Genomic DNA, 17,523 nt, shown 5'->3' with positions numbered 1-17,523 from the left:
AATCTGTCACAAATCCAATGTCCGGGGAAATGCCGGGCAAACGCAGCCGCTCAAACGAGAAGCTGCATGAAGCGGCACACCCCGAAGAGCTAGGAAAATTTCTCCAGTGTCAAAAGCAGCGAACGGATGAAGCGCAGCCGATCCTTCGGCTTCAGCTTCTTGTAGGCCGTCGTCACCGACTGCATGACGAGCGCGGCCTCCCGCGTCGTGATCATCTGGTGCTGCACGAGATAGCGCACCATGGACTGCACGAGAGAAATATCCGACTCCTCCGTCAATCGCTCCAGCATGTCCTGGTAGACGAGGTTCTGCAGCGGCACCTGCACGATGCGGATGAAACCGCCGAGACCGCGCCGCGACTCCACGGCAAACCCCTTCTCCTGCGTGAAACGCGTATTGAGCACATAGGAAATCTGCGACGGCGCACACGAAATCTTGTCCGCGATCTCCGTCCGTCGAAGCTCCACCTTGCCGTCCTGCTGCGCCGCAAGCTGGCGCAGGATATATTCCTCGATCAAATCAGCAATATTGCTGTTTCCCATAGTATCACCCCGCCTGGTTTACTGCCTGGGAAAACGCTCTTCTGCAGCTGTTCCCCATCGAACCCTTCGACTTTCCCTTATTATATTTGACTTTTTGACATTTTGCAAGCTTTTTTCCTGCGCCTTACAGACCAGATGCAGATGTCGTACATCGTCCCTGCCTGAACGCGCCGTCCCGATCGGACAGGCGCCAAAAAGCCCTCCCGCCCCCGGCCAAAGCTTCTTTCAGAAAACCTGGCCGGAAAACGGGAGGGCTTGGATTTGCGTTATTTGTATTTTCGGTATCACACCACATCGGACAGATAGCCGTCCGAACAGCATCCTTCTCCTTCGGCACACTTTCCAGCCGCCTGGCCAGGGGCAGATCCCCGAGTTCCTCCCATTCGCCCGCTCCGGTTTGCCGTCGGCAAGCCTCGGCGGACATCCAGCGATGATCATCCCCAAGGGGAATCGTCGGCGAAACGTTTCTGCGAATTCATGACTGCGCGTTCTTACGTCAGCGCGGCATGACGCGGCAGCGCCCGAACGTCATGAAGCGTCGATTGGCGGCAATTCTAAGGTTTTCCAGACCTTTGCCTTGCAGCATACTTTTTGTTGTGCAGCCTCATAGTTCATCTGCACCTGAACCGGATTCCCTCCGATCTCTGTCCCTGGCCGGACGGCTGGACAGGGACTACCTGCCGAGCATTTCCTCGATGAGCAGGCTCTCCTTGCCGGCGAGATCGAACTGCGGCACATAATCCACCTTCGTGGACAAAAGAGCCTCGTCAATCCGGATCGACATCGCGTCCGCCGTGCGGTGCATCTCCTTCGCCAAGGCGCGCACCTTCGTGCGGTCATAATCAATGGTCCAGACCCGGTCAATATCGTAATAATATTCTGTCGGCGTGCCGTCCTTGTTGAATACGTACCCCTTGCCGCCGCCTTTTTGCAGCATGTGGTAGCTCTTGCGCCCCGCCATCTCCTGCAGCGTCATGTCAAAACTGCGGCGGCGCTTGTTCATGTCAATGGCTGCATCGAGATTGAACTCCATGCCTGCCTTCGCCCTGCCGATTGCAGCGCCGAGTTTCTCCTTCTCAGCCAAAAGCTTCTGCCAGATCTCCAGCAGGCCGTCCACAGCAAAGTCCTCGTCCCTCTTGACGCTCACATCCACCGTCTCATCCGGCTGGCCGGGCAGCGTCTTGCTGCGCAGATGCTTGTCCGTCACCAGCATCACATTCTCTTCATCCGACAAATACTCCACGATGTATTCCAAAAGGCTGTCAATCTTGTTTTGCGCCTGAAACGCTTCCTTGAGATTCATATCGCCGCCCCTTTCCCGACAAGACGTCAACACCGCCGATCCTTTGCTTTTCCTGTAGACAGGATTCCCGCGCCTCTTGCAGGGCTTTCGCTCAAAGCTTGATGGAAGCCGCCTTTTCCAGCGTCTCTCGCGCTTCTTTCACAATGCTCTCGACAATATCCCGTACGGGCTCGATCTTTCTGAGCGGCAGCAGGCTCTGTCCCGCCTGCATCATGCCGTTCTCCACGTCACCGTCGACGGCCGCCAGCTTGTTCGTGCCCGTCGCACGCTTTATGAGCTCCTCCTTCGTCGCCTTGCCCGAGAACTCCAGCGCGACGAAATCCTGCGAAAATTTATTCTTGAGCCCGCGCACCGCACCGCCAATCGAAAGCCCCGTCACAATCGTATCCGTATCAACGGCTTCGAGGAGCTTCTGCTTCATGTTCGGATGTACGCTGCACTCCTCGGCCACAAGGAAGCGCGTGCCCATCTGCACGCCCGCCGCCCCCATCAAAAGAGCCGCCGCCAGACCGCGCCCATCGGCGAAACCGCCCGCCATAATGAGCGGCAGTTCCACCTCGGGTATGACTTCCGTCATCAAGGCCATCGTCGTCAAAACACCGATATGCCCGCCGGCTTCCATGCCCTCGACAACAGCCGCATCAGCGCCCGCCGCCTCCACGCGCTTGGCGAGCTTCACATTCGGCACCACGGGAACGACCTTGACGCCCGCATTCTTGAACTTTTCAAAGAACGGCACGGGGTTTCCTGCACCGAGCGTCACAAACGCCGGCTTTTCCCGGCAGATGACATCGACGATCTCATCCTTGTTCGGCGCCATCAGCATGACATTGACGCCGAAAGGCTTGTCCGTAAGCTCCCGAGCCTTCCCGATCTCAGCCGCCGTCCACTCCGTCGAACGTCCTCCCGTCGCAATAACGCCCGCGCCGCCTGCATTCGACACCGCAGCCACAAGCTTCGCATCGGAAATCCAAGCCATCGCGCCCTGGACGATCGGATACTTTATCCCCAAAACCTCCGTAATGCTCTTCGCCATCTCATATCCTCCATTCAAAAAAGCCGCACGGCCTTTCCATCGGGCGTCAAATCCCGTCGGCGCCCGTTCTTCTGCTCTCACGGCAATAAAAGTTTCTATCTGATATTGTAACTGGATTCTTCCCCTGCGTCAAACGAAAAAAGCCTCCCCGAAGGAAGGCCTATATCCAAAATGGAGCTGATGATAGGGCTTGAACCTACGACCTGCTCATTACGAATGAGCTGCTCTACCAACTGAGCTACATCAGCATTCGCCACCCGCACGACCATCCGTGCGACTGACAAAAGTTATTATACGGATTTTATGCTGTTCTGTCAATACCTGTTTTTCGTTTTTTTACAAAAACCTCGAGGTTAATTCCCATCCTCACTCCCTGCCCTTCTTCCGCCGATAGGCGAGCCGGAGCAGGAGAAGCCATAGTGGCAGGATGGCGACGGCGATCTGCATGTCGGGAATCTGCGTCATCAGGAGGTACATCATGACGAGAAAAGCGAGGCAGAGGTAATTGGCCACAGGGAAGAGCGGTGCGCGGAATTTTGCCCGGCGGTCTGTTTTTTTATAGAAACGGCGGAATTTCAGGTGCGTGATGACGATGGTTCCCCAGCTGATGATGACCGACGCCATGGCGATGGAAAGGAAGAGCATGAACACCTGATCCGGAAAGAGATAATTCAGGAATACGGCGATGAGCGTGACGCCGGAAGAAACGAGTATGCCGACAACGGGCACGCCTTGACGCGAAAGAGCCGCAAAAATCTTCGGTGCGTCGCCGCCTGCGGCGAGGCCGTAGAGCATCCGGGAGTTGCTGTAAATGGCGGAGTTGTAGACGGATATGGCCGCCGTCAGAACGACGAAATTCAAAATATGGGCGGCGGACAAAATGCCGACATTCGAGAAGATCTGCACGAAGGGACTCGCTTCCATGCCGACCTCATCCCATGGCCAAAGCGCCATGAGGACGGCCATGGATCCGACATAGAAGATCAGGATGCGTCCGATGACCTGGTTGACGGCGCGCGGAATCGAGCGCTCGGGGTCAGCAGCCTCACCTGCCGTAATGCCGATGAGTTCTATGCCGCCGAAGGAGAACATGACGACGGTAAGAGAGAGCATCATGCCCCATAGTCCGTTCGGAAGAAAACCTCCGTGCGCCCAGAGGTTGCTGAAATTCGCGGGAAACGGTTCCGCTCCCTGGAAAATGAGCCAGAGCCCCAGCACGATCATGAGCACGATGGCTGCAACCTTGACGATGGCCATCCAAAACTCCATCTCGCCGTAGGCGCGTACGGCCGCAAGGTTCAGCGCCGTGATGACGATGAGCGTCGCGAGTGCAGAAACCCACTGCGGCAGATCGGGCAGCCAATAATTCATATAGATGCCGACGACGGAAAGCTCCGCCATGCTGACAACCACATAGTTGAACCAATAATTCCACCCCGAGAAAAAGCCCGGAAAGCCTGCCCAATACTTTGCGGCATAATGGCTGAAAGAGCCGGATACAGGCTCCTCGACGGCCATTTCGCCGAGCATGCGCATGATGAGGAAGACGACGATGCCGCCGATGAGATAGGCAGCCATGACAGACGGCCCCGCCAGCTTGATCGTCGAGGCCGAGCCATAGAAAAGCCCCGTACCGATGGCGCCGCCGAGCGCGATCATCTGCAAATGGCGGTTCTTGAGACCTCGCTGCATTTCTTTTTTCTTCTGCATAAAATCCCCCCGATAAAAGAAGCTCCGACAAATTCAGCATCGCCATCTTGGCGCATCTTTTTCGCCCTGCCGTCGTCAACAAAGCCTCCGCAGGGCATCGCTCCGCGTCCGGCTTGTTTCCCCGCCGGGAGAAGATTCTGCACCGAGCGAACGGAGTTCATTCCGGCAGCGCTTCCTTAAAATTGCTTTTCCCATTATAGACCGACGTTCCTTCCTTGTAAACAAAAGGAAAACAATGCTATACTAACAAAGAGACGATACTCCCGGCAGAAAGCGAGGCATATATGGCAGAAGAAATCCGTCACGAAAATATTGATTATACGCTCTTCGAGAATATCAAGATGAAGATGCTCGGCATGATCAACAGCTCGGACAGCCCGTACGAGATCATTTATGAAATCGCCAAGGAGCTCGAAAGCATCACGCACGAAGCAGGCTATGCCCATGAGGTGCGCGAGGGAATCCGCGCCGTTTACGGTTTTGCCCTGCAGGACAGGCGGCTCCTCGCCGATGAGCTCACCGACGTCAGGGAGCGCCTGGCGCGCATCGAGGAGTCCCGCCGTTCCGGCGATTTCAGCGAGGAGGAAATCAAGCGCATCGATTTTGCTGCCGTCCTGCACAAAAAGAATATCGAGCGTCTCGAGGCCATGATCCAACATGCCGAGGCATATCACGAAGAACCGTATCTGGACAAGCTCTAAGACGCTGTTGAAAGGCGGCGCGCTTCCCTATACGGAATCGCCTTTCCGACGAAAAAGAGGCTGCCGCTTTCGCGACAGCCTCTTTTTTGTCGTTATTCAAGGACGTAGACCTTGACCCAACGGCGGCCGAATTCCATGGCCTCGCCGTAGGACTCCATACACAGGTCGATGCGTTCGCCTTGGATGGCTCCGCCCGTGTCACCTGCGATGGCCATGCCGTAGCCAGGAATGTAAAGGCGCGTTCCCAAAGGAATCACGCTCGTATCCACCGCCACGACACCTCGCTGGGCAAGCATTCCGGAAGCCGTAATGCCGTCTCCGCCGCCATCTGTCGGCAGGTAGGCCGTCGCTTCCATATCGTACTCTCCCACATAGCGCATAACGCCGCGGGATGTCTCTACAGACTGGGCACGTCTTGCTTCTTCTTCTCTTTCTCTTTCTGCGACCAAATCGTGTATCTTGATGCTGAGATTTTGCTGTATCTTGGCTGCCCCGTCGATTTCCGCCTCGAAGCGTTCACCGGCATATCCGTAGTCCATGAGCACGTCGCCCACATTTTCGCGAGTCGTATAGATCTTCTGCCTGTCACCTTCAAACTCGATGATCACAGGCACGGCACGATGTACAATGATCTTTTCTTCTTTTTCCGATTTCTTTAACTGAAACTCATCCTTGTGCCTCATCTCGACGCCTGCCTGATGCAAGATCAGTTCCGGGCTCGAGTATCGGGTGCTTACCTCGACTGTTTTGCCGTCCACGTCGATTACGACGTTTCTCTTGGCATCCGTAAAACCTGTTGTGAATACAACTCCGAGGATCAGCACCATGCAAAGTGCTAGTTTCCTTAAAGTCATTCAATCCCCCCTTAGAAAATCAACAACACGGCCATTGTAGCACTGTTTTGCAGAGATGTCAATATATGCCCCACTTTGCTCCGTTTTTATACCATATTTAGGGAAAAAGAAAGTGGTGGAAGCCCTTTTGCGATGGGCTTCCACCACTTTTCCTTAATATCTTGTTAAAAGAATTTTCTTTCAAATTCCATAAAGCACTCTCGTGTTCTCCCGCGTTCTCGCGGCAAACTCTTCAAAATCTTCTCCGCGAAGCTCCGCCGCCTTCTCCGCAACGTGACGGACATAGGCCGGCTCATTGCGCTTGCCGCGGTAGGGAACGGGCGGCAAATAAGGCGAATCCGTCTCGACGAGGATCCTCTCGGCAGGCAGGCGGCGCACGATGTCGGGCAGCTTCGCCGCATTCTTGTAGGTCAGGGGACCGTCTATGCCGAAATACCAGCCGTACGGCAGAAGCTCCTGCGCCATCTCCCAGCTTCCCGAGTAGCAGTGCAGTACGCCGCGAAGACCGCGCCCTTCCGTTTTCAGCAGCCTTATCATATCGCCATGCGCCTCTCGGTCATGGATGCAGACAGGCAGCTGGAGCTGACGCGCGAGATCGAGCTGGCGCACGAAAATCCTGCGCTGCAGGGCGCGCTTTTCTTCGTCCTTCTCCCAGTAGTAATCGAGACCGATCTCGCCGATGGCGACGACCTTTTCCATTTCCGTCCACGCGGCAAGACTGTCGTCATCCTCCGCTGTCATCGGACGCGCCTCTTCCGGATGTATGCCGACGGCCGCATAGACGGCTTCATGCCTGTCGGCAAGAGCGACGCTGCGGGCGGAGGACTCGATGCTGTCGCCCATCGTGAGGATCTTCACGATGCCGGCCGCAGCAGCGCGCTCGATCACAGCGCCGCAGTCGTCTGCAAATTGTTCGGCATCGAGATGTGCATGGGAATCCACAAGCTCCATCATTTCACCCTGCTCCCCGCAGCGGCGGCCGGTTCAACGAGCGAAAGCCCCTCGGCGCCCGAGGCGCAGAGCAGCATGCCGTGCGAGCGGATGCCGCGGATCTTCGCCGGCTTGAGATTCGCGACGAGAACGACCTTCCGCCCGACGAGCTCTTCCGGCGCATAGTATTCGGCAATGCCCGAAACGATTTCTCGCTCCTCCGTGCCGAGGCTCACGCGGACGCGCATGAGCTTGTCCGTTTCGGGCACGCGCTCCGCAGAAAGGATTTCAGCAACGCGCAGATCAATGCGGCTGAATTCGTCAATCGTCACGATGCCCTCGGCCGCACCCTTGCCGTCTTTTTTGTTCTTGTTCCCTTTAAGGGGCTTCGTTTCTGCCTTCTGGGCCTTTCGGGCAGAGGCTTTTTCCGCTGCAGCTGCACCTTTTTTATCTTCATCCTCGATCTCGATGCGCGGGAAAAGCTGCTCGGGAAGATTGACGCGCGTGCCTGCGGCAAAACCGCCCCAGACGCGGACATCTTCGAAGCGGACGGTCCGAAAGTCCCCGGCCAGACCGAGCTGATGCCAGATTTTCGCCGCCGTCTCGGGCATGAAAGGCTCGATGAGAATGCTGATGCGGCGCAGGCTTTCGGCAAGATTATAGAGCGTATTGGCAAGTTCCTGCTTCCTTGCCTCATCCTTCGCCAGCGCCCAGGGCATGGTTTCATCGATGTACTTGTTCGCACGGCTGATAAAGGTCCAAGTTCCCTTGATGGCATCCTGGAGCTTCATATCCTCCATATCGCGCTCATAGTTCAAGAGCGTTCTTTCCGCCTCAGCCAGAAACGCCTTGTCAATCTCGCTTTCTCCCAAAGACTTCTCGACAACGCCGCCCTGGAATTTGCCGATCATGTTCAGCGTGCGGTGCAACAGGTTGCCGAGATCGTTGGCGAGATCGGCATTGATGCGTGTGATCAAAGCGTCACGCGAAAAATTGCCGTCCTGGCCGAGGTTGATCTCGCGCAGCAGGAAGTAACGGATGGCATCCGCCCCGAACTCATCGATGAGCTGCACGGGATCGACGACATTGCCCTTCGACTTCGACATCTTGTCGCCGTCGACGATGAGCCAGCCGTGCCCGTAGACCTTCTTCGGCAGCGGCAGATCGAGCGCCATGAGGATGCACGGCCAGATGATCGAATGGAAGCGCACGATCTCCTTGCCCACGAGATGAAGGTCGGCCGGCCAATATTTCTCAAATTTCCCGGGATCGTCAAGAAAACCGATCGGCGTCAGGTAATTTGTCAGGGCATCGAACCAAACGTAAATGACATGCCCCGGCGCAATCGGCACAGGAACGCCCCAGTCAAACGAGGTGCGCGAGATGCAGAGATCGTCGAGCCCCTGCTTGATGAAATTGATCATCTCGTTGCGGCGCGAAACGGGCTGGATGAAATCGGGATGCTCCTCGATATACTCCAGCACCCTTCTTTCGTAGCGCGACATCTTGAAGAAATACGCATCTTCCTCGACTTCCGCCACGGGACGTCCGCAGTCCGGGCACTTGCCGTCGACGAGCTGGCGCTCCGTCCAATAGCTCTCGCAGGGTGTACAGTAAAGCCCCTTATACTTGCCGAGGTAAATGTCGCCCTTGTCGTAAATGCGGCGAAAGATCTCCTGCACGACGCGCTGATGGCGCTCCTCCGTCGTGCGGATGAAATCATCGTTCGAGATATGAAGTCTTTGCCAAAGGCCCTGGAAGCCCGCCACGATCTTGTCGACATACGCAAGGGGCGTCACGCCTTCTTCCTCGGCCTTCTGCTGGATCTTCATGCCGTGTTCGTCACTGCCCGTAAGAAAAAAGACGTCGTAGCCCGCAAGCCGTTTGAAACGCGCGATGGCATCGGCGATCGTCGTGCAGTAAGCGTGGCCGATATGGAGCTTTGCGCTCGGATAATAAATTGGCGTCGTTATGTAGAATGATTTCCCTGTCATGAAAATGCCTCCTTCGCGGCTGAAATGCCGCGCTTCCAAATGCTTTTACCATTATAAGATAAATCCTCCCACCTGCGCAAGACCTGTCGCTTTCGGGTGCCCGACCGGAAAGGCAGCAGGAGCTATGCTCTCCCTGCAGGGCCTGCGCGGCAACGGTGTGATAAAAATATCTTTTTCCATTTTATCCTCTACAATAAAACTATCGTATTTTCTCAATATACTTTTCCCATTTTCCCATATTGGTTGCGCTTGAAATATTCCTTTCTGCGTGATATACTAAGGGTGCAGGTAAAACTATACAAAATTAGCTAAAGATGTTTTTTTCCTGTTTTAATGTAAACTTGTAAATAATATCTGGTTGACTTTATTTCCATTTCTGACCAACCGGATGAATATTCCCCTGCAGTTGGCTGGCCTGCTTCAAAGGAGGAGATTGCAATGAAAGCCACAGGAATTGTCCGAAAAGTGGACGAACTCGGACGTGTCGTCATACCGATCGAGCTGCGCCGCACGCTCGGCATTGCGGAACGGGATGCCCTCGAAATCTATACGGATGAGGACCGCATCGTGCTGCGCAAGTACGTGCCAACCTGTACCTGTATTTTCTGCGGACGCGCCGACGATGTGGCTCCCTTCAAAGGCCGCAACATCTGCCAGAGATGCGCGAAAGAACTCCGGCAGGAAAATGCGGAACCTTTGAAAAATGCCGGAGGCCTCTAGGGAAACACGGATAAAAGAAAAAAGAGAAAGATGCTGCCGCTTTCCGTGCAGCGTCTTTCTCTTTTTATTGCCCGCTTTCCAGCATGACCCGGTAAATCTCACGGCGGCCCACATGGAAACGCCGTGCCGCTTCACGCATGGCCTCTTTTTTTGTCAGTCCTTCTTCCATCAGGCGGGCGACAAGGCCGACAGGCGTCTCCTCTGCGGCGGGAGGCAGCTCTTCCGGCTCCCCGTCGGCGCCCGCGACAAGGATCACGAATTCGCCGCGCGGCGTTTGCGCCTCGTAATGCGCCAAAAGTTCCCCGAGGCTGCCCCTGCGAAATTCCTCATAGCGCTTTGTGATTTCACGTGCAGCAACAGCCCTGCGCCCCTCGCCAAAGGTCCGGGACAGCTCTTCCAGTGTCTCCTTCAGGTGATGCGGCGCCTCATAGAACAGCAGAGTCTCCCGGCGCGCCGCCAGGTCTGACAGGAGCGCACAGCGCTTCTTTGCCGTGCGGGGCAGGAAGCCTAGAAAGGTGAATTGCCGCGTGTCGAGCCCCGAGCATATAAGCGCGGAAAGCGCCGCATTGGCTCCCGGAAGCGGCGATACGTCAATGCCCGCCTCGATGGCAAGCGCAGCAAGATGGCTGCCGGGATCGGCAATGCCGGGCAGACCCGCATCGCTGACACAGACGATATCGTTGCCTGCGAGCAGGAAGGCCAAAAGCTCCGGCCCCTTCTCAAACTTGTTGTGCTCATGATAGCTGGCCAGCGGCGTATGGATGTCATAGCGCGCGAGCAGTTTCCTCGTATGGCGCGTATCCTCTGCAGCAATCAGCGCCGCCTCGGCGAGGAGGCGCACGGCGCGAAAGGTCATGTCCTCAAGATTGCCGATCGGCGTTGCCGCGAGATAAAGCGTCCCCGGCTTCTTTTCCCCTGATGCTTTCCCTTCCAGAACGCTTCCCTCCCCATATCCTGCACTGCCGCATCAGCCTTCGTCCGTCGTGCCGAGCAGAGGCGGCAGGATGGAGACCGCCCCCGCCGCCGCGCCCACGCGCGCTTCGACGAGGACAAAACTCGGCGCGGCGACAAGGCGCGGCAGAAAAAACTGCATCCGCCGCGGCGCCATATCATTTTCTTTCAGGACGGCAAAAAGCTCGTCAAGCCGGCTGGGCAAAAAAACAAGCGCCAGACGCCCCCCGCAGGGAAGCGCATGACGCGCCGCTGCCGCCGTCTCAGCGAGCGTCGCCGTCACTTCGTGGCGCGCTGCCGCCCCGCGCCCGATCTTGCCGCGCCCCAGAGGATACCACGGCGGATTGCAGACGACGAGCGAAAAGCTTGCCGGCGCATAAAGCTCATCCGGCTTCCGATAGTCGCCGGCCACAACATGCACGAGCGATGCGAGGCCATTGAGGCGCACATTGCGCGCGGCGAGCTCCGCCATGCGCGGCGCCAGCTCCACGGCCTCGATTTCAAGACCCTCGCGTGCGAGCAGGAGCGATATGACGCCCGTGCCCGTGCCGAGCTCGAGAATGCGCTCGCCCTGCTTTGGCTGCACAAAGCGCGCGAGCAGGACCGCATCGAGCGAGAAGCGCGCCTCTTCCATATGCTGGATGATGCGCCGTCCCTCGTACTCGAGATCATCCAGCCGCTCCCCTTCTCTGAGAGCCGCCTGCCAGGCCGCAAGCGATGCCGGCTCAGTCATCCGCAGGCGAGGATCCCACCGCGACGACATCCTCCCATGAGGCCACGATGGTCTTTTTGGAGTCAAGCAGGATCGTTGCCGTACGCCGCTGGCTGTTCAGCGAAATGACCTTTCCTTCTCCCTCTGCCGACGCCACACGGCTTCCTTGCCGGGGCGGCTTGAGGCGGCGTTTGGCGCAGTTCTTCCGGTATCCCGCGCACTCGTATTTGAGGCAGCACATGAGGCGTCCGCAAATCCCCGAAATCTTCGTCGGATTCAGCGAAAGGTTCTGCTCCTTCGCCATGCGGATGGAAACCGGCTCGAAATCGCCGAGGAACGTCGCGCAGCAAAGCGGCCTGCCGCAGCAGCCGATGCCGCCCATCAGCTTGGCCTCGTCGCGCACGCCGATCTGACGCAGCTCTATGCGCGTGCGGAATACCGAAGCGAGGTCTTTCACAAGCTCACGGAAATCGATGCGCCCGTCCGCCGTAAAGTAAAAAATAATCTTGTTCATATCGAACGTGTACTCTACGTCGACGAGCTTCATCGGCAAGCCGTGCACATGGATCTTCTTCTCGCATATCTTGAATGCGTCTTTCTCCAGCCTGTGATTTTCCTCGACCTTCTGCAAGTCCTGCCGCGTGGCCTTTCTTTGCACATTCTTCAATGGCTGCGGCGTGCCTTCCGCCATTTCGCGCGGCCCGAGGACGACGGAGCCGCATTCCATGCCGCGCGCCGTTTCCACGATGACCTCATCGCCAAGTGCAAGTTCATGCTGCCCCGGGCTGAAATAATAAATCTTGCCCGCCTTTTTGAAGCGAATGCCAACAATCGTCTGCAAACCCCTGCCTCCTCATCTATAAGCATCGCGGCGAGAAAAGCTCCTCCTTGCCGCGCCCTTCATTTCAAATAAAAGCGTTCCAAACCGATCCGTCAGGCGTCCTTGAGCCGCAGCAGAAGGCCTTCAAAAAGGAGCGGCGGACTGGCATTGCTCCGGAAGCGCCGAATCGTTTCCTGCACAAAAGCAAGCTGTGAAAAAATGCGCGCCTCCGGAAAATCGACGAGCCTCCCGGCCAGTTCCTGCCGCCGCTCCTCATGGTAGAGTACGCCCGCCCCCGCATAGAGCGCGAGCATGTCCCGCAAAAGGCGCGCGAGCGCGCGCAGCCAGTCCACAGCGCCCTCGCGCGGCAGCTTTCCCAGCTGTTCCGCCTTCTCCCAAAGACGGAACATATCCATATCGTCCAAAGAAAGAAGTGTTTTTGCCGCATCGTCCGCAAGCGCCAAGCCTCCCTCCTCCTGCAGGGCAAGCGCCTGCCCGAGGCTGCCGTCCGCTGCCGCCGCCAAGGCTCGTGCCGCAGCAGATTCCACGCCCCGCGCCGCCAGGGCGCCCTCGATCTCCTCCGGCGCAAGCGCGCCAAAGCGCACGGGGGAAAGGCGCGACAGGATGGTCGGAAGAAGCGCGGCAGGGCGCGCCGTCACAAGGATGAACAGCGTCTCTCCCGGCGGCTCCTCCAACGTCTTCAAGAGAGCGTTCGCCGCCGCCTCGTTCATCGTCTCGGCCTCATCGACAAGCACGGCAAAACGGCCTGAAAGCATCGGTTTTCGTGAAACCGCCCGTTCCATACGGCGCACATCGTCAACACGGATCAGGCGCGTACCCTTGCCGCGGAGCTCGGGTGCAAGTTCGATATAATCGGGATGCGTGCCCGCAAGAAGCGCCCGGCACGAAGGACACGCCCCACAGGGCGCATCCTTTCCCCCGCAAAGAAAAGCTGCGGCCAGTACTCGCGCCGTCTTCCTCTTGCCCACACCCGCAAGCCCTGCAAAGAGCAGCGCATGGGACAAGCGGCCATCGCGCAGCATAGTCCGCAGCCTGGCAATATTCCTTTCATGGCCGATGATGCCGTCCCAGCGAAGTTCCTGTACCCCGTCCATCACATATAGAGATCGACAAGCATGCCGCGAATCGCATCATGGCTCGCAGCAATATCCATCGCACCGGTCTGGCCAAGACGAATCTTCTCCGCCAGCTCTTCCAGCTTCTGGTCGATCTTGCGCACTGTCGTATAGACCTTCTGACGTCCCATGCGATCCCAGCCGGCCTGCACATGAAGCTGGTACATACGGCCGACAGCCTCGTCGATGAAATCCTTTACGAGGTCGCGGTACGCCTTGAGCTCATCGTATGTCGGCGTGTTCGTGAGGCGTGCGCCCTGTTCGTCGATCTTCTTCAGCAGCTCCTGCAGCTGATGCTTAGAAAAGGATGCATGCTGGTCCTGCAGCTCCGCCCCGAAATCCGCATCCGAACGCTGCGGTTCATGCACGGCTACATCGCGTTCCAAGGTCTGCATTGTCGAGCGCTGTGCGCTCAAAGCATCTATCTTCATAAATCCACCTTCCAGACTGCGCCTTGCGGAGGGCGCTTCCTCTTTAAGGAATCACGAAAAAATCCGCCCCTCATCATCACACATCCGAGCGACTTCATCTTATCAGTGCTTCCTTAAATTATAAGGTTTTTTCGGCCATCGTGCAACTACCAACAATCTCAGTCCGGACGCATGGATTTCCAGCGGTCGTGCAGCCAGAACCACTCCTCGGGATGCTCGCGTATATGCTGCTCGAGCACACGGTTGACGGCCTGCGCAGCTGTGCGTATGTCCTGCCGCTTGTCTTTCGTGCGCGGCACCTCGACGGGCGGGTGGATGACGATCTTATGCGTGCCGTCCTTGCGGCGCGTGATATAGCCGGGAAAAACAGGAATGCCCGCCGTACGCGCCATCGAGGCGGGACCCGGCACGCAGTTCGTCTGCTGGCCAAAAAAATCAAGCACGATGCCGTCGTGGCGGTTCGTGTCCTGATCCGCAAGAAGCCCGATGATCCAGCCTTCCTTCATCATGCGGAACATCTCGCGCACATCATCCTTGTAAGTGATGTGCATGCCGACGAGGGTGCGATACTCATTGATGAAGCGATCCATCGCCGCATCGCGCTGGCGCATGGCGACGCCGATGAGCGGAAACCCCGCTTGAGCAAGCGCTCCGCCCATGAGCTCCCAGTTGCCCGCGTGCGCCGTCGCGATGACGCCGCCCCTGCCGGCTTTGAGCCCTTCCCTCAGATACTCGGTGCCCTCGATCTCGACGTACTCGGCCATCCGGCGCAGAATCACAGGAAAGCGCAGAACCTCGAAAAGCATCGGACCAAAGCGCAGGGCGCTTTCCTTCGCAATGCGCCGGGATTCCTTCGCATCCGTATGGAGGCAAAGCGCAACCTGTGCGGCTGCCAGCTCCTTGCGTTTCCGCGGCAAAAACGGCCAAAGGCAGAGGGCAATGCCGCGCCCCAGGGCATCGCAGAAGCGCCCCGGCAAAAGACAGACGATGCGGCTCAAAAGGCGCACGAGGTGGTATGTCATTCCCCCTGATCCTTTCGAGCCAACGCCTTTTCAAGACGCTTCATCTTCTTGACAAGTTCCGGCAGATGCTTCATTGCAGCCTGCATGCGCAGCCATTCCTGATGTCCCTGCACGGGGAATCCGGCACAGAAGCTCCCCTCCGGCATATCCCCGATGATGCCCGAACGCGCTGCATAGACGGAATTGCCGCCGATATGGATGTGTCCGACCGTGCCGACCTGTCCACCAAACGTCACATTCGTTCCTGTCGAAGTGGAGCCTGAAATGCCCGTCTGCGCCACGATGAGGTTATGCGGGCCGATTTTGCAGTTATGCCCGATATGGACGAGATTATCGATCTTCGTGCCGCGTCCGATCACCGTGGAACCGGTCGTCGCCCGGTCGACATCGACGTGCGAGCCGATCTCCACATCATCCTCCAGGACGACATTGCCGACCTGCGGCACCTTCGTATGCACGCCCCCGTCCGTCGTGAAGCCAAAACCGTCCGAACCGATCACAGAATTCGCATGGAGAATGCAGCGCCGGCCGATATGACAATGCTCGCGTACCGTCACGCTCGCATAAAGGATGCTGCCCTCCTCGATCTCTGTGTACTGTCCGACATAGACATGCGGATAGAGCACGACGTCCGCGCCAATCTTCGCATGTTCATCAACCACGGCAAAGGGAAGCACCTTCGCGCTCGGATGGACTTCGGCGCTTTTTGCCACTGAAGCCAAGGGGCTGATGCCCTCAGGCAGAATCAACGGCGGCGTAAAAAGGCCGAGGAGCTTCGCAAAGGCGGCGCGGGGCTCCGCCACATGAACGGCGGGCAGAGGGAAATCCTTTGCCCCTTCGGGCAGCAGCACAGCAGCCGCCTTGGATTCCCTCGCCGCCTCGATATGCGCCAGATCCGCAAAGGTCATATCGGTCTTTCCCGCCGCCTCGATATTGGTAATGCCGGTAATGACGATATTCCCGTCACCGGCAAGGCGGCCGCCCAGAAAGTCTGCAATCTCCCCCAACGTTTTTTTCATGGCAATCCCCTCACTGAAGAGCGTTCAGCACATCGTCGGTGATATCGACCCCGCCGAGACGGATGAGCTTCTGCTCCTCGGCATTGTAGACAACGGCATCCAGTTTTTTCGTGCGTGCAATCTCACCGACAGCCGTCTGAACCTTCAGGAGCTTCTGCTGGTCGTAGGAACTTCCCAGCTGGCGCATCGTCACGACAGCCTGCTGCTTTTGCTGCATCAAGTCTTCCGGCTTGGCGCCCTGCACCTCCTTCGCCTTGAGATCATTCTCAGCCTGCGTCTGCATTTCCTTCAGCTTCTCTTTCATCTCATCATCCAGGCTCTTGATCTGCGGCGTCTCCTCGACGCGATGGGGATCAATATAGCCGATCTGCGCTTTGCCGCAGCCAGACGCCAGCAGCAATACGCCAAAGACGCCCGCGAGGAGCGCCGTTCTTTTCCCGCTTTGCTTCATGCTTGTCCACTTCTTTCCATATACAGACGCACGGAAGACGCCGTGCGTTCCTTCCTGCATTCTTCTCACTTCTTGAGCTCGGCGATGAGCTCATCTGTCAAATCGACGGATCCGGGCGCTATGACGGGAAATGACATTGCCGGAGCCAAAGACGCCTCCTCCTGCCCAACCGTCTCCTTCACAAGGATCATCGCCACACGATGCACGAGCGCCAGCTTTGCCGCCTTGGCCTCGATATCCTTGCGGATATGCTCGCGGATAATGCGGATTTCTTCATCCTTCGCCTCTAGTGCATCCTTTTTGCGCCGCAGGATCTCTTTCATCTCCAAGCTTTGGAGTCTCGCCGCCAGAGCTTCGCTGTTGCGCCGCTCGGCCTCCGCTCGCTGACGCGCGGCCTCCTCGGCCGTATTCGTCTGCGGTATACGCGTCTTATCCTGCGCCGCAAGGGCAGCGATCTTCGCGCGAATCTCCGCTTCTCTCGCGGCAAAGAGCGCTTCCAGCTTTTCGCCGCGCTCGCGGCGCAGGCGCCCAAGCTCGTCGGCAAGCGCCGCAGTCTCATTGTCGGAAAGCCCCATCGCCTTTCGGTTATCGAGCTTCATTTCAATATTCACAAGGCGGTTCTGGTACTCGTCCTCCACAGCTTTCTTGCGCGCCAGGAACTCGGGATTCGTCTCCTCTTCCCATGCGGCAAGAGCCCTGCGTCGTTCGCGTGCCAGCTCCTGCTCAAGCGCACGTTTTTTTTGCAGGTCCTTTTGCACCGCAGCCATCTGGAAAGGAGCCTCCTTCAGATCCGGAGGGTTGATGGCAGCGGTCAGCGCACTGAAACGCCCGATTTCCAGAACCAGCGTCTCCCTCTGCGCCAAAAGCTCTGTCAGCTGGCCGTATGCCTCATGTTCCTTTGAGACACGCTCCAGGTCGACAATGCCGATCGCCGTCTCCTGTTCGACCACCGCAGGCGGCGGAGGCGGCGAAGCGGTACGAAAGAAAAGAATGAGACCGCTGGCAAGGAGCAGGAGCGCCAGAGCCAATCCTCCGATCAAGGCTTTCCTGTTCCTTGTCGAAGGCTCCTCTTTATCTTGCTGCTTTTTTTCCAGCAACATTTCGCCCACCTCCCCGCAGACAACACCCTACACTTAAAAGTACCGGGCAGGAAGCCCGCCCGGTACTCGCTGCGCCGAAACAGCGCTCATT

The 17,523-nt window shown here is 57.6% G+C and carries 18 protein-coding genes and 1 tRNA gene; 2 read left to right on the top strand and 17 right to left on the bottom strand.

Translation table 11 applies throughout. The annotated features are described in order from the left end of the window. Positions 1-89 precede the first annotated feature (89 nt). From ACRTGH_RS07785 to ACRTGH_RS07765, 5 genes are all read right to left on the bottom strand, one after another. Entirely contained in the window at positions 90-542 is a 453-nt protein-coding gene (locus ACRTGH_RS07785; protein ID WP_368846450.1) for a CtsR family transcriptional regulator, read from the bottom strand. Positions 543-1,215: 673 nt separating this feature from the next. Next, positions 1,216-1,845, bottom strand: coding sequence for a formate dehydrogenase (locus tag ACRTGH_RS07780; RefSeq protein WP_368846451.1), 630 nt, complete (start codon positions 1,843-1,845; stop codon positions 1,216-1,218). Between the two features lie 91 nt (positions 1,846-1,936). Next, positions 1,937-2,881, bottom strand: coding sequence for a nitronate monooxygenase (locus ACRTGH_RS07775; protein WP_368846452.1), 945 nt, complete (start codon positions 2,879-2,881; stop codon positions 1,937-1,939). 172 nt (positions 2,882-3,053) lie between these two features. Then, positions 3,054-3,129 (bottom strand) — tRNA-Thr (locus ACRTGH_RS07770). A gap of 118 nt (positions 3,130-3,247) precedes the next feature. Beyond that, the gene (locus ACRTGH_RS07765) at positions 3,248-4,591 is read right to left on the bottom strand and encodes an amino acid permease (protein ID WP_368846453.1); all 1,344 of its coding nucleotides are present in this window, start codon (positions 4,589-4,591) and stop codon (positions 3,248-3,250) included. A 284-nt stretch (positions 4,592-4,875) separates the two neighbouring features. Between ACRTGH_RS07765 and ACRTGH_RS07760 the strand changes: the two genes are divergently transcribed. Further along, on the top strand, positions 4,876-5,292 hold the full coding sequence (locus tag ACRTGH_RS07760) for a hypothetical protein (RefSeq protein ID WP_368846454.1): 417 nt from the start codon (positions 4,876-4,878) through the stop codon (positions 5,290-5,292). 92 nt (positions 5,293-5,384) lie between these two features. On the opposite strand, the gene ACRTGH_RS07755 is transcribed toward ACRTGH_RS07760, so the two are convergent. From ACRTGH_RS07755 to metG, 3 genes are all read right to left on the bottom strand, one after another. Then, positions 5,385-6,146: a 3D domain-containing protein gene (locus ACRTGH_RS07755; protein WP_438474155.1), complete on the bottom strand. Its 762-nt coding sequence runs from the start codon at positions 6,144-6,146 to the stop codon at positions 5,385-5,387. A gap of 180 nt (positions 6,147-6,326) precedes the next feature. Then, the gene (locus ACRTGH_RS07750; RefSeq protein WP_368846704.1) at positions 6,327-7,097 is read right to left on the bottom strand and encodes a TatD family hydrolase; all 771 of its coding nucleotides are present in this window, start codon (positions 7,095-7,097) and stop codon (positions 6,327-6,329) included. After that, the gene (gene metG, locus ACRTGH_RS07745) at positions 7,097-9,070 is read right to left on the bottom strand and encodes a methionine--tRNA ligase (RefSeq protein WP_368846455.1); all 1,974 of its coding nucleotides are present in this window, start codon (positions 9,068-9,070) and stop codon (positions 7,097-7,099) included. The genes ACRTGH_RS07750 and metG overlap by 1 nt, the downstream gene beginning before the upstream one ends. Before the next feature lie 438 nt (positions 9,071-9,508). Here metG and ACRTGH_RS07740 point away from each other — a divergent pair, with 438 nt between their 5' ends. Then, a complete protein-coding gene (locus tag ACRTGH_RS07740) occupies positions 9,509-9,790 on the top strand; it encodes an AbrB/MazE/SpoVT family DNA-binding domain-containing protein (protein WP_368846456.1) in 282 nt (93 codons plus the stop codon). A 64-nt stretch (positions 9,791-9,854) separates the two neighbouring features. On the opposite strand, the gene rsmI is transcribed toward ACRTGH_RS07740, so the two are convergent. From rsmI to ACRTGH_RS07695, 9 genes are all read right to left on the bottom strand, one after another. Continuing rightward, the gene (rsmI, locus tag ACRTGH_RS07735) at positions 9,855-10,724 is read right to left on the bottom strand and encodes a 16S rRNA (cytidine(1402)-2'-O)-methyltransferase (protein ID WP_368846705.1); all 870 of its coding nucleotides are present in this window, start codon (positions 10,722-10,724) and stop codon (positions 9,855-9,857) included. 33 nt (positions 10,725-10,757) lie between these two features. Next, positions 10,758-11,474 (bottom strand): tRNA1(Val) (adenine(37)-N6)-methyltransferase, encoded by a 717-nt coding sequence (locus ACRTGH_RS07730; protein WP_368846457.1) that lies wholly within the window; start codon positions 11,472-11,474, stop codon positions 10,758-10,760. Next, entirely contained in the window at positions 11,467-12,294 is an 828-nt protein-coding gene (locus tag ACRTGH_RS07725; protein WP_368846458.1) for a PSP1 domain-containing protein, read from the bottom strand. The genes ACRTGH_RS07730 and ACRTGH_RS07725 overlap by 8 nt, the downstream gene beginning before the upstream one ends. Before the next feature lie 92 nt (positions 12,295-12,386). Next, on the bottom strand, positions 12,387-13,388 hold the full coding sequence (gene holB / locus ACRTGH_RS07720) for a DNA polymerase III subunit delta' (protein WP_368846706.1): 1,002 nt from the start codon (positions 13,386-13,388) through the stop codon (positions 12,387-12,389). Next, positions 13,388-13,840: a YaaR family protein gene (locus ACRTGH_RS07715; RefSeq protein WP_368846459.1), complete on the bottom strand. Its 453-nt coding sequence runs from the start codon at positions 13,838-13,840 to the stop codon at positions 13,388-13,390. The genes holB and ACRTGH_RS07715 overlap by 1 nt, the downstream gene beginning before the upstream one ends. 158 nt (positions 13,841-13,998) lie before the next feature. Continuing rightward, entirely contained in the window at positions 13,999-14,862 is an 864-nt protein-coding gene (locus ACRTGH_RS07710) for a lysophospholipid acyltransferase family protein (RefSeq protein WP_368846460.1), read from the bottom strand. Beyond that, a complete protein-coding gene (gene lpxD / locus ACRTGH_RS07705; RefSeq protein ID WP_368846461.1) occupies positions 14,859-15,881 on the bottom strand; it encodes a UDP-3-O-(3-hydroxymyristoyl)glucosamine N-acyltransferase in 1,023 nt (340 codons plus the stop codon). Before lpxD ends, ACRTGH_RS07710 begins: the two co-directional genes overlap by 4 nt. 10 nt (positions 15,882-15,891) lie before the next feature. Beyond that, positions 15,892-16,392 (bottom strand): OmpH/Skp family outer membrane protein, encoded by a 501-nt coding sequence (locus ACRTGH_RS07700; RefSeq protein ID WP_368846462.1) that lies wholly within the window; start codon positions 16,390-16,392, stop codon positions 15,892-15,894. 5 nt (positions 16,393-16,397) lie between these two features. Continuing rightward, a complete protein-coding gene (locus ACRTGH_RS07695; RefSeq protein ID WP_368846463.1) occupies positions 16,398-17,432 on the bottom strand; it encodes a hypothetical protein in 1,035 nt (344 codons plus the stop codon). Positions 17,433-17,523: the final 91 nt, after the last annotated feature.

It is taken from the genome of Selenomonas oralis, assembly GCF_051603425.1.
In the GTDB taxonomy this organism is placed as follows: Bacteria; Bacillota; Negativicutes; order Selenomonadales; family Selenomonadaceae; genus Selenomonas; species Selenomonas sputigena_A.
Note: the sequence above shows the minus strand (reverse complement) of the source record. Positions and strands in the feature narration are given on the sequence as shown.